At 59.4% G+C, this 15,501-nt stretch carries 16 protein-coding genes; 10 read left to right on the plus strand and 6 right to left on the minus strand.

Going from position 1 to position 15,501, the window contains the following annotated elements; genetic code table 11:
- Nucleotides 1–165 precede the first annotated feature (165 nt).
- The 3 genes from VY732_RS11900 (at nucleotide 166) to VY732_RS11910 (ending at nucleotide 2,498) form a co-directional block, all read left to right on the plus strand.
- Nucleotides 166–1,113 (plus strand): ABC transporter substrate-binding protein, encoded by a 948-nt coding sequence (locus VY732_RS11900; protein ID WP_331695490.1) that lies wholly within the window; start codon nucleotides 166–168, stop codon nucleotides 1,111–1,113.
- Between the two features lie 131 nt (nucleotides 1,114–1,244).
- Nucleotides 1,245–2,144: a polysaccharide deacetylase family protein gene (locus tag VY732_RS11905; protein WP_123593854.1), complete on the plus strand. Its 900-nt coding sequence runs from the start codon at nucleotides 1,245–1,247 to the stop codon at nucleotides 2,142–2,144.
- Nucleotides 2,145–2,255: 111 nt separating this feature from the next.
- A complete protein-coding gene (locus VY732_RS11910; RefSeq protein WP_016983016.1) occupies nucleotides 2,256–2,498 on the plus strand; it encodes a DUF1652 domain-containing protein in 243 nt (80 codons plus the stop codon).
- Between the two features lie 4 nt (nucleotides 2,499–2,502).
- Here the strand turns inward: VY732_RS11910 and VY732_RS11915 are convergent, their stop codons facing one another.
- Entirely contained in the window at nucleotides 2,503–2,865 is a 363-nt protein-coding gene (locus tag VY732_RS11915; protein ID WP_331695491.1) for an NUDIX hydrolase, read from the minus strand.
- A gap of 224 nt (nucleotides 2,866–3,089) precedes the next feature.
- Between VY732_RS11915 and VY732_RS11920 the strand changes: the two genes are divergently transcribed.
- Nucleotides 3,090–3,287 carry a hypothetical protein gene (locus VY732_RS11920; protein ID WP_034152400.1) on the plus strand — a complete coding sequence of 66 codons (198 nt, stop codon included), beginning with the start codon at nucleotides 3,090–3,092 and terminating at the stop codon, nucleotides 3,285–3,287.
- Between the two features lie 66 nt (nucleotides 3,288–3,353).
- Here the strand turns inward: VY732_RS11920 and VY732_RS11925 are convergent, their stop codons facing one another.
- Nucleotides 3,354–3,593: a hypothetical protein gene (locus tag VY732_RS11925; RefSeq protein WP_007910805.1), complete on the minus strand. Its 240-nt coding sequence runs from the start codon at nucleotides 3,591–3,593 to the stop codon at nucleotides 3,354–3,356.
- A 184-nt stretch (nucleotides 3,594–3,777) separates the two neighbouring features.
- On the opposite strand from VY732_RS11925, the gene VY732_RS11930 reads away from it, so the two are divergent.
- Entirely contained in the window at nucleotides 3,778–4,113 is a 336-nt protein-coding gene (locus tag VY732_RS11930; protein WP_077573332.1) for a hypothetical protein, read from the plus strand.
- A 198-nt stretch (nucleotides 4,114–4,311) separates the two neighbouring features.
- The gene (locus VY732_RS11935) at nucleotides 4,312–4,917 is read left to right on the plus strand and encodes a DUF6338 family protein (protein WP_137217326.1); all 606 of its coding nucleotides are present in this window, start codon (nucleotides 4,312–4,314) and stop codon (nucleotides 4,915–4,917) included.
- Nucleotides 4,918–5,043: 126 nt separating this feature from the next.
- Here the strand turns inward: VY732_RS11935 and VY732_RS11940 are convergent, their stop codons facing one another.
- Nucleotides 5,044–5,943 (minus strand): LysR substrate-binding domain-containing protein, encoded by a 900-nt coding sequence (locus VY732_RS11940; protein ID WP_077573330.1) that lies wholly within the window; start codon nucleotides 5,941–5,943, stop codon nucleotides 5,044–5,046.
- 118 nt (nucleotides 5,944–6,061) lie between these two features.
- Here VY732_RS11940 and VY732_RS11945 point away from each other — a divergent pair, with 118 nt between their 5' ends.
- On the plus strand, nucleotides 6,062–7,429 hold the full coding sequence (locus VY732_RS11945) for an MFS transporter (protein WP_331695492.1): 1,368 nt from the start codon (nucleotides 6,062–6,064) through the stop codon (nucleotides 7,427–7,429).
- 30 nt (nucleotides 7,430–7,459) lie between these two features.
- Nucleotides 7,460–8,734 carry a glucarate dehydratase family protein gene (locus VY732_RS11950; protein ID WP_123593851.1) on the plus strand — a complete coding sequence of 425 codons (1,275 nt, stop codon included), beginning with the start codon at nucleotides 7,460–7,462 and terminating at the stop codon, nucleotides 8,732–8,734.
- A gap of 97 nt (nucleotides 8,735–8,831) precedes the next feature.
- Here VY732_RS11950 and VY732_RS11955 read toward each other — a convergent pair whose 3' ends face one another.
- Complete coding sequence (locus VY732_RS11955; protein ID WP_331695493.1) at nucleotides 8,832–9,716, minus strand: LysR substrate-binding domain-containing protein; 885 nt, start codon at nucleotides 9,714–9,716, stop codon at nucleotides 8,832–8,834.
- A gap of 157 nt (nucleotides 9,717–9,873) precedes the next feature.
- On the opposite strand from VY732_RS11955, the gene ydiJ reads away from it, so the two are divergent.
- On the plus strand, nucleotides 9,874–12,900 hold the full coding sequence (gene ydiJ, locus VY732_RS11960) for a D-2-hydroxyglutarate dehydrogenase YdiJ (protein WP_331695494.1): 3,027 nt from the start codon (nucleotides 9,874–9,876) through the stop codon (nucleotides 12,898–12,900).
- Here ydiJ and VY732_RS11965 read toward each other — a convergent pair.
- Nucleotides 12,833–13,519: a paraquat-inducible protein A gene (locus VY732_RS11965; protein WP_077573325.1), complete on the minus strand. Its 687-nt coding sequence runs from the start codon at nucleotides 13,517–13,519 to the stop codon at nucleotides 12,833–12,835. The genes ydiJ and VY732_RS11965 overlap by 68 nt on opposite strands.
- Nucleotides 13,516–14,112 (minus strand): paraquat-inducible protein A, encoded by a 597-nt coding sequence (locus tag VY732_RS11970; protein WP_077573324.1) that lies wholly within the window; start codon nucleotides 14,110–14,112, stop codon nucleotides 13,516–13,518. Before VY732_RS11970 ends, VY732_RS11965 begins: the two co-directional genes overlap by 4 nt.
- Nucleotides 14,113–14,328: 216 nt before the next feature.
- On the opposite strand from VY732_RS11970, the gene VY732_RS11975 reads away from it, so the two are divergent.
- Nucleotides 14,329–15,498, plus strand: a complete 1,170-nt coding sequence (locus VY732_RS11975) for a DUF1624 domain-containing protein (RefSeq protein WP_331695495.1) — start codon at nucleotides 14,329–14,331, stop codon at nucleotides 15,496–15,498.
- Nucleotides 15,499–15,501 lie beyond the last annotated feature (3 nt).

Consider the following 15,501-nt stretch of genomic DNA (forward strand, 5'->3'; position numbering starts at 1 on the left):
ACGCCAAGTGCAGGATTTCAGCTGTTGCGTGGGCAACAGTGTGATCCGCTACTGTTGCCAAGCAAACAGCATGTATCAACCGTGATGAGCTTATGCACTTATCGAATTTCAAAACGGTTTATCAAGAGCGTTATGGTCTATGCAATTATCTTTGCAGGACTCGCCATGAAGGTTTCTCGTTTCCTCCGCAGTGCGTTAATCACTGCAGTATTCACCTCGCCGCTGTCCTACGCAGCCGAGCCATTGGTCCTGCATGTCGGCGACCAGAACTACTACAACATCCGTGCCTCGGTGGAGGCATCCGGCGTGTTGAAAGACGCGCCTTATACCGTCGACTGGAAGCACTTCCAGGCCGCTGCACCCTTGGCGGAAGCCTTGCAATCGGGTTCGCTGGATTTGGGCTTTTTGGGCGATTCCGGTTTTCTGTTTCTGGCCGCCAAACAGGCGCCGGTGAAACTGATCGGCGTATCACGGCAGAATCCGGACACCATTGCGTTGTTGGTGCCCAAGGATTCTCCGGTGAAAACCATTGCCGACCTGAAGGGCAAGAAGGTCGCTTATTGGCCCGGCGCCTGGAGTCAGCAGTTGACCTTGCGCGCCCTGGAGCAGGGCGGTCTGCCGGAAAACTACGTCGACTTCGTCAAGTTGATGCCGATCGATGCCGCCGCAGCCCTGCCACAGGGCAGCATTGACGCTTTCCCGGTGTGGGAACCGTACATTTCCCAGCAAATCGTGTTCTCCGGCGCTCGGCCGATCCTGACCGCAAAAAACCTGATGCCGGGCCTCAGTGCAATCGCCGCGTCGACGCCGTCCATTGATAGCAAACGCGCAACCATCGCAGATTTTCTCGGACGTCTGAAACAGGCGCGGGCCTGGGTCGACAGCCATACGGACGAATACGCCGATCTGTGGGCGAAGAAAGCCAATCTCGATCAGCAGGTGTCGCGCCACTGGTTGCGTCAGGCGCACATGACGGTCGGGCCGGTGGACACGCAAGCGGCGACGGATCTGCAAAGTACTGCCGACTTCCTGTTCAAAGTGAAAGCGCTGCCGGCTCCGTTGGCCACCGCCGGAATTATCGACACGTCTTTTCAGCAGGCATTGGCTCACTGAGCGAGGGCCGGAACCAAACCCTGTGTACCTTATCCAACCTCGGCTCGAATATCCGAGCGCAGGGATGGATAAGGGCGAGGGAGTTTTGCCAATCGATCACATGACGGCAGCCGCCGTGCTCAAGGCAAAACATGACATCCGGATTCAAACTTCTTTGTGCCGCGCTGATTGCTCTCGCGCTGGCCGGTTGTATCGCCGCCCCGATCGAAATGACCGCGCAAACCGAAACGCGCCTGAAAGCCCAGGCACCGGTGCGCTTCCTGTTGACGTTCGATGACGGCCCCAGCGCATCCAGTTTCTGGAATCCGTCGGCCACGGTGCTCGACGGTCTCAAGGACAATCCGCTGATGCCGAATATCAAAGCGGTGTTCTTCGTGCAGACGCGTGCACCGCGAGCGGGCAACAGTGACATCGGTCGCGGCATCATGCGGCGTGAGTATGAGGAGGGGCACATCCTCGCGTTTCACACAGCGACCCATTGGCACACCAATCATCGCTTGCTTGACCCGCAAGAACTCGAAGAGTCGCTGACCAACGGCACGGCTGATATCGCTGCCATCACTGGCGCGCCGCCGAAGTTGCTGCGCCCGCCGTTCTGGAATTACGACAAACGTACCTTCGCCGCCTATCAGCAGCATGGCTTGCATGTGTTGCTCACCGATTTAAGCGCCAATGACGGCAAGATCTGGGGCTTCAATGCCAGCCCGCGACGTCGGGCCAACATGTTGCGACAGTTATCGGCAGTCCGTGAACGTATCGCCCTTGGCGAATTGCCCACCGTGGACGGGGTCATCCCGGTCGTGGTGACGTTTCATGACCTCAACCGCTATACCGCGCGGCACACCCGCGAATACCTGCAGATTCTGCTGGATAGCGCCGCTGCCACGGGCGTGAGGCTGGCGGACAAGCCTTTCTATGATGATCACGCTGAACTTGAGAAAGCCGCGTTGGCGCGCACCGTGGAGAACAGTTCGGAGTCGGTGAATTTGCCGGGGATGTGGAACTGGATCTGGGATCATGACGCGCATTGACGGCGTACTTGAAAGTTGTGATCGGGTTGGCATTTTTGTGTCGAGCGAGACACAAATTGCTCATCTATGCTCTACGAGTCGACCGACCCACCGCCTGCGAGGCGTCCACTCATGCTTGCCATTGACGATATCTGCCGGATTGTCGAATCCGGCTTTCCTGCGTTCAAGTGCGATTGCATCCCGAGCACGCAGGGGCTATTGCAAATCAAGGTGTATGAGCCGGACAGCGGGCGAGTCGAGTTGCTGTTGAATGGCGTCTCCCCGGAACACCTCGTCACGATTCGTGACATTTCCAACTTCATCGGTGAATTACGCACCGAAATGAGCGCCGGCCGCCGAGCGTTCGCTGGTTAACGCGTCATAAACGCCGTTGAAACGCTTGAACGATGCGCAGCGTCGCCTCGCTGGTGTGCAGATTGCGCACTGCGTCCAGCGGATGCCAGATGCATTCGGTGATCTCGTTTTGGGGGCGCGCTTGCGCGAGATCCTGCACTGATGCCTCGTAGACATGATGCCGCGTGCTGCCGCTCTGCAGTTCCATCAGATACAACACGTCGTCGGCGTTGAGGCTGGTTTCCTCCTGCAATTCGCGCACGGCTGCCTGCGCTCGGGTTTCCCCGGGCTCGACCTTGCCACCGGGCAATGTCCAGCGGCAGTGGGGTTTGCGCACCAGGAGCACGTGGCGATCCTGTTCGCATATGACGGTTGCGCGTACTTTCATGTGTTACCTGTTTACTGCCTGTCACAAAATGGAAATAAAACTGCAATATTTGAGCCGGGCCGTGAGGTAAAGGTTTCACCGGAATTTGGAGTGTTCGCGGCGGCGAAAAGTGCCAGAACCATGACGGACGCGTCTTGCGACATCCGGTCGGCATTTCGGGTGGATCAGGGTGTAAGGTAAAAGCGTGAAGCTGGATCTGACCGTTAGTAAAAATGGAGGTGTCCATGAGCATGCCGATGTTGAACAAGATGCACATGAACGGCTATGACGTGCTTAGCGTGAACAATGGCCCATGGCGGGTTTGCACTCAGGGCGATCGGCTGGCGTCGTTTGGCAGCCGGGAGGAAGCACTGGCCTACGCCGCCGCGCTGCCTGGCTACAAAAAACGCTCGACGCGCGCGCAAAGTCACAAAACCCACTGACTGGCTGTAATAGAAGGAGCCCCGGCATGTGTCGGGGCTTTTGTTTGGGGGAAGGGGATGCAGGTCTCAGTGGACCTTGGTTCGGCTGATGGCGCGGGCTTTCACTTCCCTGGCATAGAGTTGCAGTCGTTCTTCATCGCTTTGCAGCACCTCGCAGGATCTAAGCACGGATTGCGCATCCGCCTCGTTGCCGGATTTGCGCAGTTGTTCGGCGATACGCTTCAGGTCGACCGCCGACCATCTCAAGTCCGATGCAACGCTTTGCAGGTCGCGTTGAAGTTCGTGTTCGTATTCATTGAGCCGCATGATCACCTCCAGAACATTCTCGGTAGAAAAGAGTAGTCGCATTTTTCGCTGATGGGCAAAGCGCTTTCGTCTGTACGCCCAGCGGTTGTGAAAAGTTGTGCAGATTGCGTCAAGGGCGCGTTGCCACGATGGATGCGCGCCGGGTTACGCGCTACATTCACTTTTTTCAGATCAGGAAAACACTATGCGGATATGGATCGGGACGTTGGCGTTGGCCCTGTTGGCGGGTTGCTCGTTGCCGGCGTCGTTGGTGCCGGGTGAGCCGAACGTCAGCAAGACCAGTGACAAGGCACCCAAGGACTATGCCGCGTGTGTATTACCGTTGTGGCAGAAGGATGTGGCCAAGACTTCGCAGACATCGATTTCCAACGGCTATCGCATCACGGCGCCAAGCATCATCACGGCCGATGAGATTCTCGATATCGTCAAATACAAGGACGGCAGTCGGGTTTCGTTGTATCAGGGGCCGCCGTGGGCGAAGTCCGGTTCGTTGCGCCAATCGGTGCGTGACTGCCTGTAACGACGCCTACAGAGACAAAAAAGCAGAAGCCGTATCGTCGGTTTCTGTTTTTTTTGGCTGCCTGGAGGCTGAAAGGTGTGGATCTGATTCGCGAAATGAACGGTGACAGTTGTGCACGAGGGTTTTTATTCGTGTGCACTAGGCTTTTGAGGGACGGTCGATAGTCAGGTCGGCCGGTCTTTCAAGGAGTCGCGGATCATGGATGATCTGGTCAAAGAAGTTATACCGCTGTTGCAGTACTTGATTCCCGGATTCTTGTCAGCGTGGATTTTTTATTCGCTGACGGCGTTCAAGCGACCGGATACGTTCGGGCAGATTGTGCAGGCGCTGATTTTTACGTTTGTGATTCAGGGAGCGGTTTGGGGAATCGGAGCTCTGAGTTTGTGGGTGGGGTCGAAAGGATTTTCTCTGGGGCAATGGGATGCCAAAGCGGAAACGATGTGGGCATTCGTTGTGTCGGTGACGCTCGGATTGCTTTCCTGCTACCTGGCTACGAATGACAAGTTGCATGGCTGGTTACGCAGTCGAAATGTCACGAAACAAACTTCCTACCCCAGCGAATGGTTCAGTATTTTTGCTCAGCACCATCGTTTGGTCACACTGCATTTGAACGACGAAAGGCGCGTGTTTGGCTGGCCCGTGGAGTGGCCGCCGGAATCCAGCAGTGGCCAGTTCGTGATGCAGAATCCCTGTTGGCTGGATGCCGAAGGGGCAGAAGTGCCTTTTGGCGCTGAGTTTTTGCTGATAGATTCCGGGAAGGTCAAGTGGGTCGAATTCGGCCCGAAATCGGAGGTTTCGTTATGACAGCCAGAGCACCGCAACCAATGCCGGATTGGGTAGCGCGTCGCTACACGAAAGATGGCAAGCCAGTGGCAAATGCGCAGCCTAGAGCACCGAGCGCTCCACCACCGTTGAAGAGCTAGTATTTCCTTAGCCCCAACCCTCAGCCACCGCCCGGCGAATCGCTTCCAGCAACATCGCAAACGCCGGGTTGTCGTTGTTCTCCCGCCAGATCAGATGCAGTTCGCTCTGCACCCCTTCGCCCAGATCGATATCGCGAAACACCACATTCCTGAACACCACACTGGTCGCACAACGCGGCACCAGCGCCAGGCCCATGCCGGCGTTGACCAGGGCCAGAATTGTCAGCGATGACCCCAGCCACTGCACATAATCTGGCGCAACCCGTGCCGAGCGCAGCATGCCGGTCAGCAGTTCATTGAACGGCGGATACGCGGCGTGGGAGTACATCAGGAACGGTTGCTTATCCAGGTCACTGACCGCCACTTCAGCCGCCGTTGCCAATGGATGTCCACTCGGCACCGCCAATACAAACGGCTCGCGCACCAGGCATTCGGTGGCGTAGCCCGGCTCCAATAACGGCGCACGGGCGATGCCCAGATCAATGCGGCGGGCGCGCAGGGCTTCGTGTTGCTGGTATGTGTTCATTTCCGCCAGATCGATTTTCACCTGCGGCTGTTTCAGTCGCGCCTCGGCAATGACCTTGGGCAGAAACTCATACACCGCGCTGCCGACAAAACTGATGTTCACTGACCCGATGTCGCCTTCGGCAAACCGCCGGGCGGTGACGGCGGCCTGCTGCGCGCGCTCCAGCAGATTCTGTGCTTCGATGAAAAATGCACGGCCAGCGGCGGTCAGCGCGACGCTGCGGGTGCTGCGGGTGAACAACTCGACGCCAAGGTGATGCTCCAGCAACTGGATCTGCCGGCTCAGCGGCGGCTGCGTCATGTTCAGTCGCTCGGCGGCGCGGCGAAAGTTGAGTTCGGTGGCGACGGTGGTGAAGCAGCGTAGCTGGGTCAGTTCGAACATTGATCTAATCCGGGTATCAATCGAATGCCAAGTTAGATTAGACGGGATCAATGATCGCCGTCCATGATCGGTCCATCGCTTTACGCCATCCCTAAAAAAACAAGATCGGGAGTCGCCCTTGAAAACCCTCCAGAGTCCGCTGGACGTCACGGTTCTCGCCCGTGCCGCCGCCAAGGTCAAGCGCCACGTGCTGCCGCTGTTCGTGGTGATGTTCATCGTCAACTACATCGACCGGGTCAACATCGGTTTCGTGCGCAGCCACATGGAAACCGATCTGGGCATCGGCGCGGCGGCTTATGGCCTCGGAGCCGGATTGTTCTTTGTCGGTTACGCGCTGTTCGAAGTGCCGTCCAACATGCTTTTGCAGCGTTATGGCGCGCGGGTCTGGTTGACGCGGATCATGTTCACCTGGGGCGCAGCGGCCATGGCCATGGCCTTCGTCAGAGGTGAAACCAGTTTTTATGTGCTGCGCTTTATTCTCGGCGCGGCGGAGGCGGGGTTCTTTCCGGGGATCATTTATTACTTCACCCAATGGCTGCCGGCCTCTGAGCGCGGCAAGACCATGGCGGTATTTCTCAGCGGTTCGGCCATTGCTTCGGTGATCTCCGGCCCGGTCTCCGGTGCGTTGCTGCACATCAGCGGACTGGGCCTGCATGGCTGGCAGTGGATGTTTTTGATTGAGGGCGCGGCTTCAGTGGTGCTCTGCGCATTCGTCTGGTTCTGGCTGCAATCGCATCCGCGTCAGGCCAAGTGGCTGAGCGAAGAAGAGCGCGAAGCACTGGTGGCGGCAATTGCCGAAGAGCAGCGCGCTCGTGAGGCGTCGCAGGTGGCCAAGCCTTCGATGTTCAGGCTGTTGGCGGATCGGCAGATTGCGCTGTTCTGTTTCATCTATTTCTCCATCGCCCTGACCATTTACGGCGCGACGTTCTGGCTGCCAAGCATGATCAAGAAGATGGGCAATCTCGGCGACTTCCAGGTCGGCCTGCTCAATTCGATTCCGTGGATCATTTCCATTGTTGCCATGTACGGCTTCGCGGCAATGGCCGGCAAGTGGAAGTTCCAGCAAGCCTGGGTCGCGCTGACGCTGGTGATCGCGGCGATCGGCATGTTCATGTCGACCACTGGCGGGCCTATTTTCGCCTTCGTCGCCATCTGTTTCGCCGCCATCGGCTTCAAGGCTGCGTCGGCGTTGTTCTGGCCGATTCCGCAAAGCTATCTGGATGCGCGTATCGCCGCTGCAGTGATCGCGTTGATCAACTCCATCGGCAACCTCGGTGGGTTCGTTGCGCCGACGGCGTTCGGCATCCTCGAAGAAACCACCGGCTCCATCGAGGGCGGACTGTACGGCCTGGCGGCGACGTCACTGGTCGCTGCGGTGGTGATCTTCTTCGCCCGCACGGCCCCGGGTGCCAAGGGTAAAACCCCGGCAAAGCCCCATGACGAGACCGCCGTTGTTGCGACGGCCAGCCCGGCCGCGAGCCATTGAATTGATTGTTGATCTGTCAGGAGCGTTATCTTGAAAATCACCCGTGTCACCGTGACCCCGATTGCCTTTCGCGATCCGCCGCTGCTCAACGCCAGCGGCATCCACGAACCCTTTGCCCTGCGCTCGATCATCGAGATCGAAAGCGACAACGGCTACATCGGCCTCGGCGAAAGCTATGGCGATGCCCCGGCGCTGGCGATTCAGCAGCAGTTGCAGGCGCAACTGATCGGCCTCGACCCTTTCAACCTCAATCAGTTACGCGCGATCGTGCAGGCCACCGTCGCCGCGAATAAACCGGCCAGTCTCGCCGGTGCTGAACTGGCACCCGGTTCCCACGCCAGTAAAGCGGTGAGCAATGCCTACTCGGCGTTCGAAGTGGCCTTCCTCGACTTGCAAGCGCATTACCTGAATGTGCCGCTGGTGGACCTGCTCGGCGGCGCGATTCGTGATGAAGTGCCGTTCAGCGCCTATCTGTTCTTCAAGTATGCGCAGCATGTCGATTCGCCGTACAAACCGGACAATTGGGGCGAGGCACTCAGCGAGCAGCAGATCGTTGCGCAGGCCGCGCGGATGATCGAGGCGTACGGTTTCAAGAGCATCAAACTCAAGGCCGGTACGTTGCCGCCGGAGCATGAGGTGGCGTGCATCAAGGCGCTGAAAAAGGCCTTCCCAGGTTACCCGCTGCGCATCGATCCGAATGGCAATTGGTCGCTGGAAACCTCGATTCGCATGGCCGAATTGCTCGGCGATGATCTGCAATATTACGAAGACCCGACTCCGGGCCTCGACGGCATGGCCGAGCTGCACAAGCGCACCGGTCTGCCGCTGGCCACCAACATGGTGGTCACCGACTTCGACGAGTTCCGCCGCAGCATCGCGCAAAACAGCGTGCAGATTGTTCTCGCCGATCACCATTACTGGGGCGGCCTGCGCGACACGCAGACGCTGGCGAAAATGTGCGATGTGTTCGGCGTTGGTGTGTCGATGCATTCCAACTCGCACCTGGGCATCAGCCTGATGGCGATGGCGCATGTCGCGGCGGCGGTGCCGAATCTGGATTACGCCTGCGATACGCATTACCCGTGGCAGGAGCCGGATGAAGAGGTGATCAAGGGCGGCAAACTGCCGATTGTCGATGGCTGCGTGAAGATCACCCGCGCACCGGGGCTTGGGCTGGAGCTGGATCATGAGCAGTTGGGCAAGCTGCATGATCAGTACCTGACGTGCGGGATTCGTCAGCGCGATGATGTGCGGCAGATGCAGCGGTACAAGCCGGACTGGAAAGCGGTTAAACCAAGGTTTTGAGGTGCCTGAATTGGCGCCATCGCGAGCAGGCTCACTCCTACAGGGAAACGCATTCCAACTGTAGGAGTGAGCCTGCTCGCGATTGGCGTCCTCACGGTTACAACGTTTCTACCAGCCAATCCCGAAACGCTTTCAGCGACGGTAAATTCTCATTGCGCGGCGGATACACCAGGTAATAGCTGCGGCGACTGGTAATCGGCTCACCCAGTTGCAGCAGTTCACCCTTCAACAACTCATCTTCGACCAGAATTCGCGGCACCAGCCCCACGCCAATATTGGCCCGCACCGCCTGAATCAAGTGCGAGGTCATTTCAAAGCTCGGCCCGATACGCATGCTTCGGTGCGGCAGACCTTGATGGCTGAACCATTCCGCCCACGCCTGCGCATTGCTGCTGACATTGAGCAGCAGTTGCCCGGCGATGTGTTGTTCGGAGTCGTCGCGCTCAGCGTCAGACAGTTGCGCACTGGCAATCACCACCAGTTCCTCGGTGTGCAAGGGCAGGGCGGTCAGCCCCAGCCAGTCACCACCGCCGACACAGATTGCCGCATCGATTTCGCTGGTATCGAAGTCAATCGCTGCGATCCGTGAATGCAAATGCACGGTCATGCCCGGGTGCGCGGTGTAGAAATCCTTCAGGCGCGGCAGCAACCATTTCGAACCGAAAGTCGGCAGCGTCGCCAGGCGCAGACTGTGAATGCCCGAGCCAAACGCCATCGCCTGCAATGTCGCACTGCGAATCTGCCCAAGCGCTTCGGCGAGTTCGCGCTGATACATGCGCCCGACATCGGTCAGCACCACTTGTCGGCCTTCACGGCTGAACAAGCGCATGCCGAGCATCTTCTCGAGAATCTGCACCTGACGGCTGACCGCACTCTGCGTCAGTGACAGTTCATGGGCGGCGCGGGTGTAGCTTTCATGGCGCGCGGCGGCCTCGAAGGCCAGCAATAACGACATGGAAGGGGTGAGCGTGCGCGGATTCATTCGTAAAAGTCATCAATAGCGGGTCGAATTTACGGTTGTCCCGGCGTTCGCCAGCAATGAACATGGGCACCATGAGATGGCGGAGCCTGACGCAATCATTCGTTGCGTACAACTGTTTACCGCCACACAGCCCGATTTGACCGAGATGACCTGACCGATGATTGCCCAGCTGTCCCCCGCCAACGCCCTGACCAGCGATTACCAGCAGTTCCTCAAAGCCCTGAAAGCCAGCGGTTTTCGCGGTGAAATCAGCGCTGATTACGCCAGCCGCGTGGTGCTGGCGACCGACAACTCGATCTATCAGCGTCTGCCGCAAGCAGCTGTGTTCCCGATGGACGCCGAGGACGTAGCGCGGGTGGCGCGATTGATCGCCGAGCCGGCGTACCAGCAAGTGGTGATCACCCCGCGCGGTGGCGGCACCGGCACCAACGGCCAATCGCTGACCGACGGCATCGTCGTTGACCTGTCGCGGCACATGAACCGCATCCTCGAAATCAACGTCGAGGAACGCTGGGTGCGCGTGCAGGCCGGGGTGGTCAAGGATCAGCTCAACGCTGCGCTGAAATCCGCCGGACTGTTTTTCGCCCCGGAGCTGTCGACCTCCAACCGCGCCACCGTCGGCGGCATGATCAACACTGACGCCAGCGGTCAGGGCAGTTGCACCTACGGCAAGACCCGCGACCATGTGCTCGAACTCGACATGGTTTTGCGCGGCGGCGAGCGTCTGCACGGTTTGCCGCTTGAGGAAAGCGAACTTGAAGCACTGTGCGCCCGCGAAGATCGCGTCGGTGAGGTCTATCGCTGCGCGCGGCAGATCATTGATGAACAGGGCGAACTGATCAAAGCGCGTTTCCCCGATCTCAACCGCTGCCTGACCGGTTATGACCTCGCGCATCTGCGTGAGGCGGACAAGCGTTTCAACCTCAACAGCGTGCTGTGCGGCGCGGAAGGCTCGCTGGGGTTTGTCGTCGAGGCGCGGCTGAACGTACTGCCGATCCCCAAACACACGATGCTGGTGAACATCCGCTACGCCGGGTTCATGGACGCACTGCGCGATGCGCGGGCCTTGATGGCACTCAAGCCATTGTCGATCGAAACCGTCGACTCGAAAGTCCTGCTGCTGGCGATGCAGGACATCGTCTGGCACGGCGTCGCCGAGTATTTCCCGGAGAGCGCCGAGCGCCCGACCTTGGGCATCAATCTGGTGGAGTTCTGCGGCGACGATCCGGAGGATTTGCAGCGCCGGGTCGAAGCATTCGTCGAGCACTTGAGCAGCGACCGCACGGTCGAGCGTTTGGGCCACACGCTGGCGGTCGGCCACGCAGCGGTGAACAAAGTCTATGGCATGCGCAAACGTGCAGTGGGCCTGCTCGGCAATGTTGCCGGTGAAGCGCGGCCGCAGCCGTTCGTTGAGGACACTGCGGTGCCGCCGCAGCACTTGGCCGAGTACATCGCCGAGTTGCGCGACCTGCTCGACAGCCACGGTTTGCAGTACGGCATGTTCGGTCACGTCGATGCAGGCGTGTTGCACGTGCGGCCGATTCTCGACATGAAAGATCCGCAGCAAGCGGCGCTGGTGCGTCCGGTGTCCGATGGCGTCGCCGCGTTGACCCAGCGTTACGGTGGCCTTTTATGGGGCGAGCACGGTAAAGGCTTGCGCTCGGAATACGCACCGGCCTTCTTCGGTGAACTGTATCCGGCACTGCAAGCCTTGAAGGCCGCGTTCGACCCGTTCAACCAGTTCAACCCGGGCAAGATCGCCACCCCAGCCAACACCGGCGCTGCGCTGCTAAAAATCGACGAGGTCACGTTGCGCGGCGAACTCGACCGGCAGATCGACGAGAAGGTCTGGCAAAGCTACGGCGCCGCCATGCATTGCAACGGCAACGGCGCCTGCTACAACTTCGATCCCGATGACGCCATGTGCCCGTCGTGGAAAGCCACCCGTGAACGCGCTCAGTCGCCCAAGGGCCGCGCCTCGTTGATCCGTGAGTGGCTGCGTTTGCAGGGCGAGGCGGGTGTCGACGTGTTGTCCGATGCGATTCGCAAGCCTGCGTTTTTCAGCACGCTGTGGCAGCGCTGGCGCAACAGCCGTGCCCAGTCCGAGGACTTCTCGCACGAAGTTTATGACGCCATGGCCGGTTGCCTGGCGTGCAAATCCTGCGCAGGGCAGTGCCCGGTGAAGGTCAATGTGCCGGAGTTTCGTTCGCGCTTTCTCGAGCTGTATCACAGCCGTTATCTGCGTCCGGCGCGGGATTATCTGATCGCCTCGCTGGAGTACAGCATCCCGCACATGGCGCGGATTCCGGCGCTGTACAACGGCTTGATGGGCGCTTCATTCGTTCGCAGCCTGCTGGAACGGGTCGGCGGCATGATCGATGTGCCGTTGCTCAGTCGTTTTGATTTCCATGCGGCGATGCGCCGTTGGCAGGTGCAACCGGCGAAGGTTTCGACGTTGTCGGCGCTGACCGAGGCGCAACGTGAACGCAGCGTGGTCATCGTGCAGGACGCGTTCACCCGCTACTTCGAAGCGCCGCTGTTGGCCGATCTGGTCGAGTTGATTTCGCGTCTGGGATATCAGGTCTACCTCGCACCGTTCAGCGCCAACGGCAAACCGCTTCACGTGCAGGGCTTCCTATCGGCGTTCAATCGCGCGGCGTTGCGCAACGCTCGGCAACTGCGTGAATTGGCCGATGTGGGCGTGCCGTTGCTGGGCCTCGATCCGGCGATGACGCTGGTGTATCGCCAGGAATACCTGAAAGTGCCGGGAATGGAGCAATGCCCGGAAGTGGCGCTGGTGCAGGAGTGGTTGCTCAAGGTGATGCCGGAGCAAACGAAACAGGACAACTCCGCATCGTTCCGACTGCTCGCCCACTGCACCGAGAAAACCAACGCCCCGGCCGCGACGCGGCAATGGGAGCAAGTGTTCGAGCGCGCAGGTTTGAAGTTGGCGACGCAAGCCACCGGTTGCTGCGGCATGTCCGGGACTTATGGCCACGAGGCGCGCAATCGACAAACTTCAGCAGTGATCTACGAGCAGTCGTGGGCACGTCAGGTCGACGCGCCGGCAGAGCAGGGCGAAGCCTTGGCGACCGGTTATTCTTGCCGCAGTCAGGTCAAGCGCCAGTCGGATCAGGCACTGCGCCATCCGTTGCAGGTGCTGCTTGAGGTTCAGCGTCGCTGAGGGATTCGTCCGTGTCCTTGTCCCAGATCAGGCGCGGATCGAAACTCATCGCCGCGAGCATGGTGAACACCACGACCAGGCCAAAAAACAGAATGCCCGGTCGTGGCTCGATATCGCCCAGCGCCTGAAACTTCACCAGTGCTGCGACCAGCGCCACCACCAGCACGTCGAGCATCGACCAATAGCCGATCAGCTCGACGAAGCGGAACAGCTTCGAGCGCTCCTTGCGCGCCCAGGCGCTGTCGCGTTGCACGGTCATCAGGAGCAGCGTCAGGGCGACGAATTTGACTCCCGGCACGGCGATACTGGCGATGAAAATGATCAGCGCAATGTCCCACGCGCCGTGTTCCCAGAACTCCAGTACACCGCTCATGATCGTGCTGTCGGCGCCGCTGCCGAGCATGGTGGTGTTCATCACCGGCAGCAGATTGGCTGGCACGTAAAACGCCAGCGCCGCGAGCATGTAGGCCCAGGTGCGCGCCAGTGAATTGGTTTTGCGTCGGTGCAGCGGCGCATCGCAGCGCGGGCATTCATGCGGCTCGTCGGTCATGTCGCAGGCCAGGCCGCAGCTGTGGCACAGGCACAGATTGAGTTCGCTGGCAGTCGGTGGCCGTTTCATAGAATGTCCCAGAGGTCGCGGATATCGCGGCCGGCAATCCTGATCATCATCAGGCTCAGCACGGCCAGTGCGAACAGGCCGATGCCAGGCAACACGTCGAGCAATCCGGCCAGTTTGAACACCGCCACCATCGCTCCCAGCAGACACACCTCAAGCATGCTCCACGGCCGCAGGGTTTCCAGCCAGCGCATGCACAGCTTGAAGCCCGGCGCGCGTCGCGATGACAGCGCGAAGCTGAGCACCCAGATCAGCAGCACCAGTTGAAACGCGGGGGCAATGATGATCGAAATCGCCGCAACCATCGCCATGAAGGTGATCGGCCCCTGACTCAGCGCCAGCACCGAATCCCACAGCGTCGCGCTGTTTTTCAGGCCTTTGAGGCTGATGCTCATCACCGGATAGAAGTTCGCAAACAACCACAGCATCGCCGCCGTGAACGTCAGGGCCAGACGCTGTTCGACGGTCAAACCGTTGAAGCGCTGGAGTACGCCGCCGCAGCGCACGCATGAGGTTTTCTGGTGTTTGGCCAGCACGGCTTTTTCGTACACACAATCGCAGTGCTCGCAGATGATCAGGTGTTCGGTGTTGACCATGGACAACGCTCGACAGCAGCCGCAAGGGCAGGGACTTGATCACTATAGAAGCCTGAGGCTATTGGGCAACTTGTGCGGCTGGATCAACCGACGTTTTTCTGAGAATCGCTATCGATTGGGCTTGGGTTTTTGCTGTTTATTGTTATAAGGTAACGCAAATTTTTAGCGGTGTTCCTTTTGGGCACCTGCTGTTAACCCTTCGATTGCGAAACGCTCATGACGATTGTGCTTCCTCGTTCTGCCCCGTTGGCCACTGGCCGGCTGCTGTCGATTGACGCCCTCAGAGGCCTGGTCATTCTGTTCATGCTGCTGGATCACGTGCGCGAAACCTTTTTGCTGCATCGCCAGGTCAGCGACCCGATGGACATTGCCAGCACCGAGCCGGCACTGTTTTTCAGTCGCACCCTGGCGCATCTGTGTGCGCCGGTGTTCGTGCTGCTGACCGGATTGTCGGCGTGGTTGTTCGGTGAGAAGTACGCGGGCAAGTCTGATGTCAGCGCCTTTCTGTTCAAGCGTGGTCTGTTTCTGGTGCTGCTGGAATTCACCCTGGTGAACTTCGCGTGGACCTTCCAGTTGCCACCGAGTGTGATTTATCTGCAAGTGATCTGGGCGATCGGTTTGAGCATGATCGCTTTGTCGCTGCTGGTCTGGCTGCCGCGCTGGCTGTTGCTGACGTTGAGCCTGATGATCATCGCCGGACACAACCTGCTCGACACTGTGCATTTCCCGGTGGAGTCGGCGCTGCATGTGCCGTGGGCGATTTTGCATGATCGCGGCTGGATCGACGTCAGCGACACTCTGCGCCTGCGCACCTCCTATCCGTTGTTGCCGTGGATCGGTGTGATTGGTCTGGGTTATGCGCTGGGGCCGTGGTTCGCTCGCGGCGTTGAAGCAGGCTTGCGTCAGTGGCAACTGCTGATCGCGGGGAGCGCAGGACTGCTTGGCTTTGTCGGGCTGCGGCTGATCAACGGCTATGGCGAGAAACCGTGGGCCGTGGGCGACACGTCGGTGCAAACCTTGATGAGCTTTTTCAACATCACCAAGTACCCGCCGTCGTTGCTGTTTATCGCGCTGACCGTGAGCTTCGGGTTGTTGCTGCTACTGGCATTCGAACGCTTGCAGGAGCGTCGCTGGATTCGCTGGCTGACCGTGTTCGGTTCGGCGCCGATGTTTTTCTACCTGCTGCACCTGTACACGTTGAAGGTGTTGTATCTGATCGGCGTGGCCCTGTTCGGGCTGAATCAGGGCAGCTATTTTGGCTTCTCGTCAGTCGCGGCCATCTGGTTGGCGGCAGCGCTTCTGGCGATTGTGCTGTTCCCGGCCGTACGCTGGTTCTCGGCATTGAAGGCCCGCCGCCGCGACATCGCCTGGCTGAAGTACCTGTAAGCG

This window comes from Pseudomonas sp. ZY71 (assembly GCF_036542145.1).
Classification (GTDB): domain Bacteria; phylum Pseudomonadota; class Gammaproteobacteria; order Pseudomonadales; family Pseudomonadaceae; genus Aquipseudomonas; species Aquipseudomonas koreensis_A.

Excerpts from the sequence above, each read along its gene's own strand:
- ydiJ (WP_331695494.1), top strand. The coding sequence starts at position 9,874 with ATGATTGCCCAGCTGTCCCCCGCCAACGCCCTGACCAGCGATTACCAG.
- VY732_RS11965 (WP_077573325.1), bottom strand. The coding sequence starts at position 13,519 with ATGAAACGGCCACCGACTGCCAGCGAACTCAATCTGTGCCTGTGCCAC.
- VY732_RS11915 (WP_331695491.1), bottom strand. The coding sequence starts at position 2,865 with ATGAAAGTACGCGCAACCGTCATATGCGAACAGGATCGCCACGTGCTC.
- VY732_RS11975 (WP_331695495.1), top strand. The coding sequence starts at position 14,329 with ATGACGATTGTGCTTCCTCGTTCTGCCCCGTTGGCCACTGGCCGGCTG.
- VY732_RS11925 (WP_007910805.1), bottom strand. The coding sequence starts at position 3,593 with ATGCGGCTCAATGAATACGAACACGAACTTCAACGCGACCTGCAAAGC.
- VY732_RS11970 (WP_077573324.1), bottom strand. The coding sequence starts at position 14,112 with ATGGTCAACACCGAACACCTGATCATCTGCGAGCACTGCGATTGTGTG.
- VY732_RS11940 (WP_077573330.1), bottom strand. The coding sequence starts at position 5,943 with ATGTTCGAACTGACCCAGCTACGCTGCTTCACCACCGTCGCCACCGAA.
- VY732_RS11920 (WP_034152400.1), top strand. The coding sequence starts at position 3,090 with ATGAGCATGCCGATGTTGAACAAGATGCACATGAACGGCTATGACGTG.
- VY732_RS11930 (WP_077573332.1), top strand. The coding sequence starts at position 3,778 with ATGCGGATATGGATCGGGACGTTGGCGTTGGCCCTGTTGGCGGGTTGC.
- VY732_RS11955 (WP_331695493.1), bottom strand. The coding sequence starts at position 9,716 with ATGAATCCGCGCACGCTCACCCCTTCCATGTCGTTATTGCTGGCCTTC.
- VY732_RS11900 (WP_331695490.1), top strand. The coding sequence starts at position 166 with ATGAAGGTTTCTCGTTTCCTCCGCAGTGCGTTAATCACTGCAGTATTC.
- VY732_RS11935 (WP_137217326.1), top strand. The coding sequence starts at position 4,312 with ATGGATGATCTGGTCAAAGAAGTTATACCGCTGTTGCAGTACTTGATT.
- VY732_RS11905 (WP_123593854.1), top strand. The coding sequence starts at position 1,245 with ATGACATCCGGATTCAAACTTCTTTGTGCCGCGCTGATTGCTCTCGCG.
- VY732_RS11910 (WP_016983016.1), top strand. The coding sequence starts at position 2,256 with ATGCTTGCCATTGACGATATCTGCCGGATTGTCGAATCCGGCTTTCCT.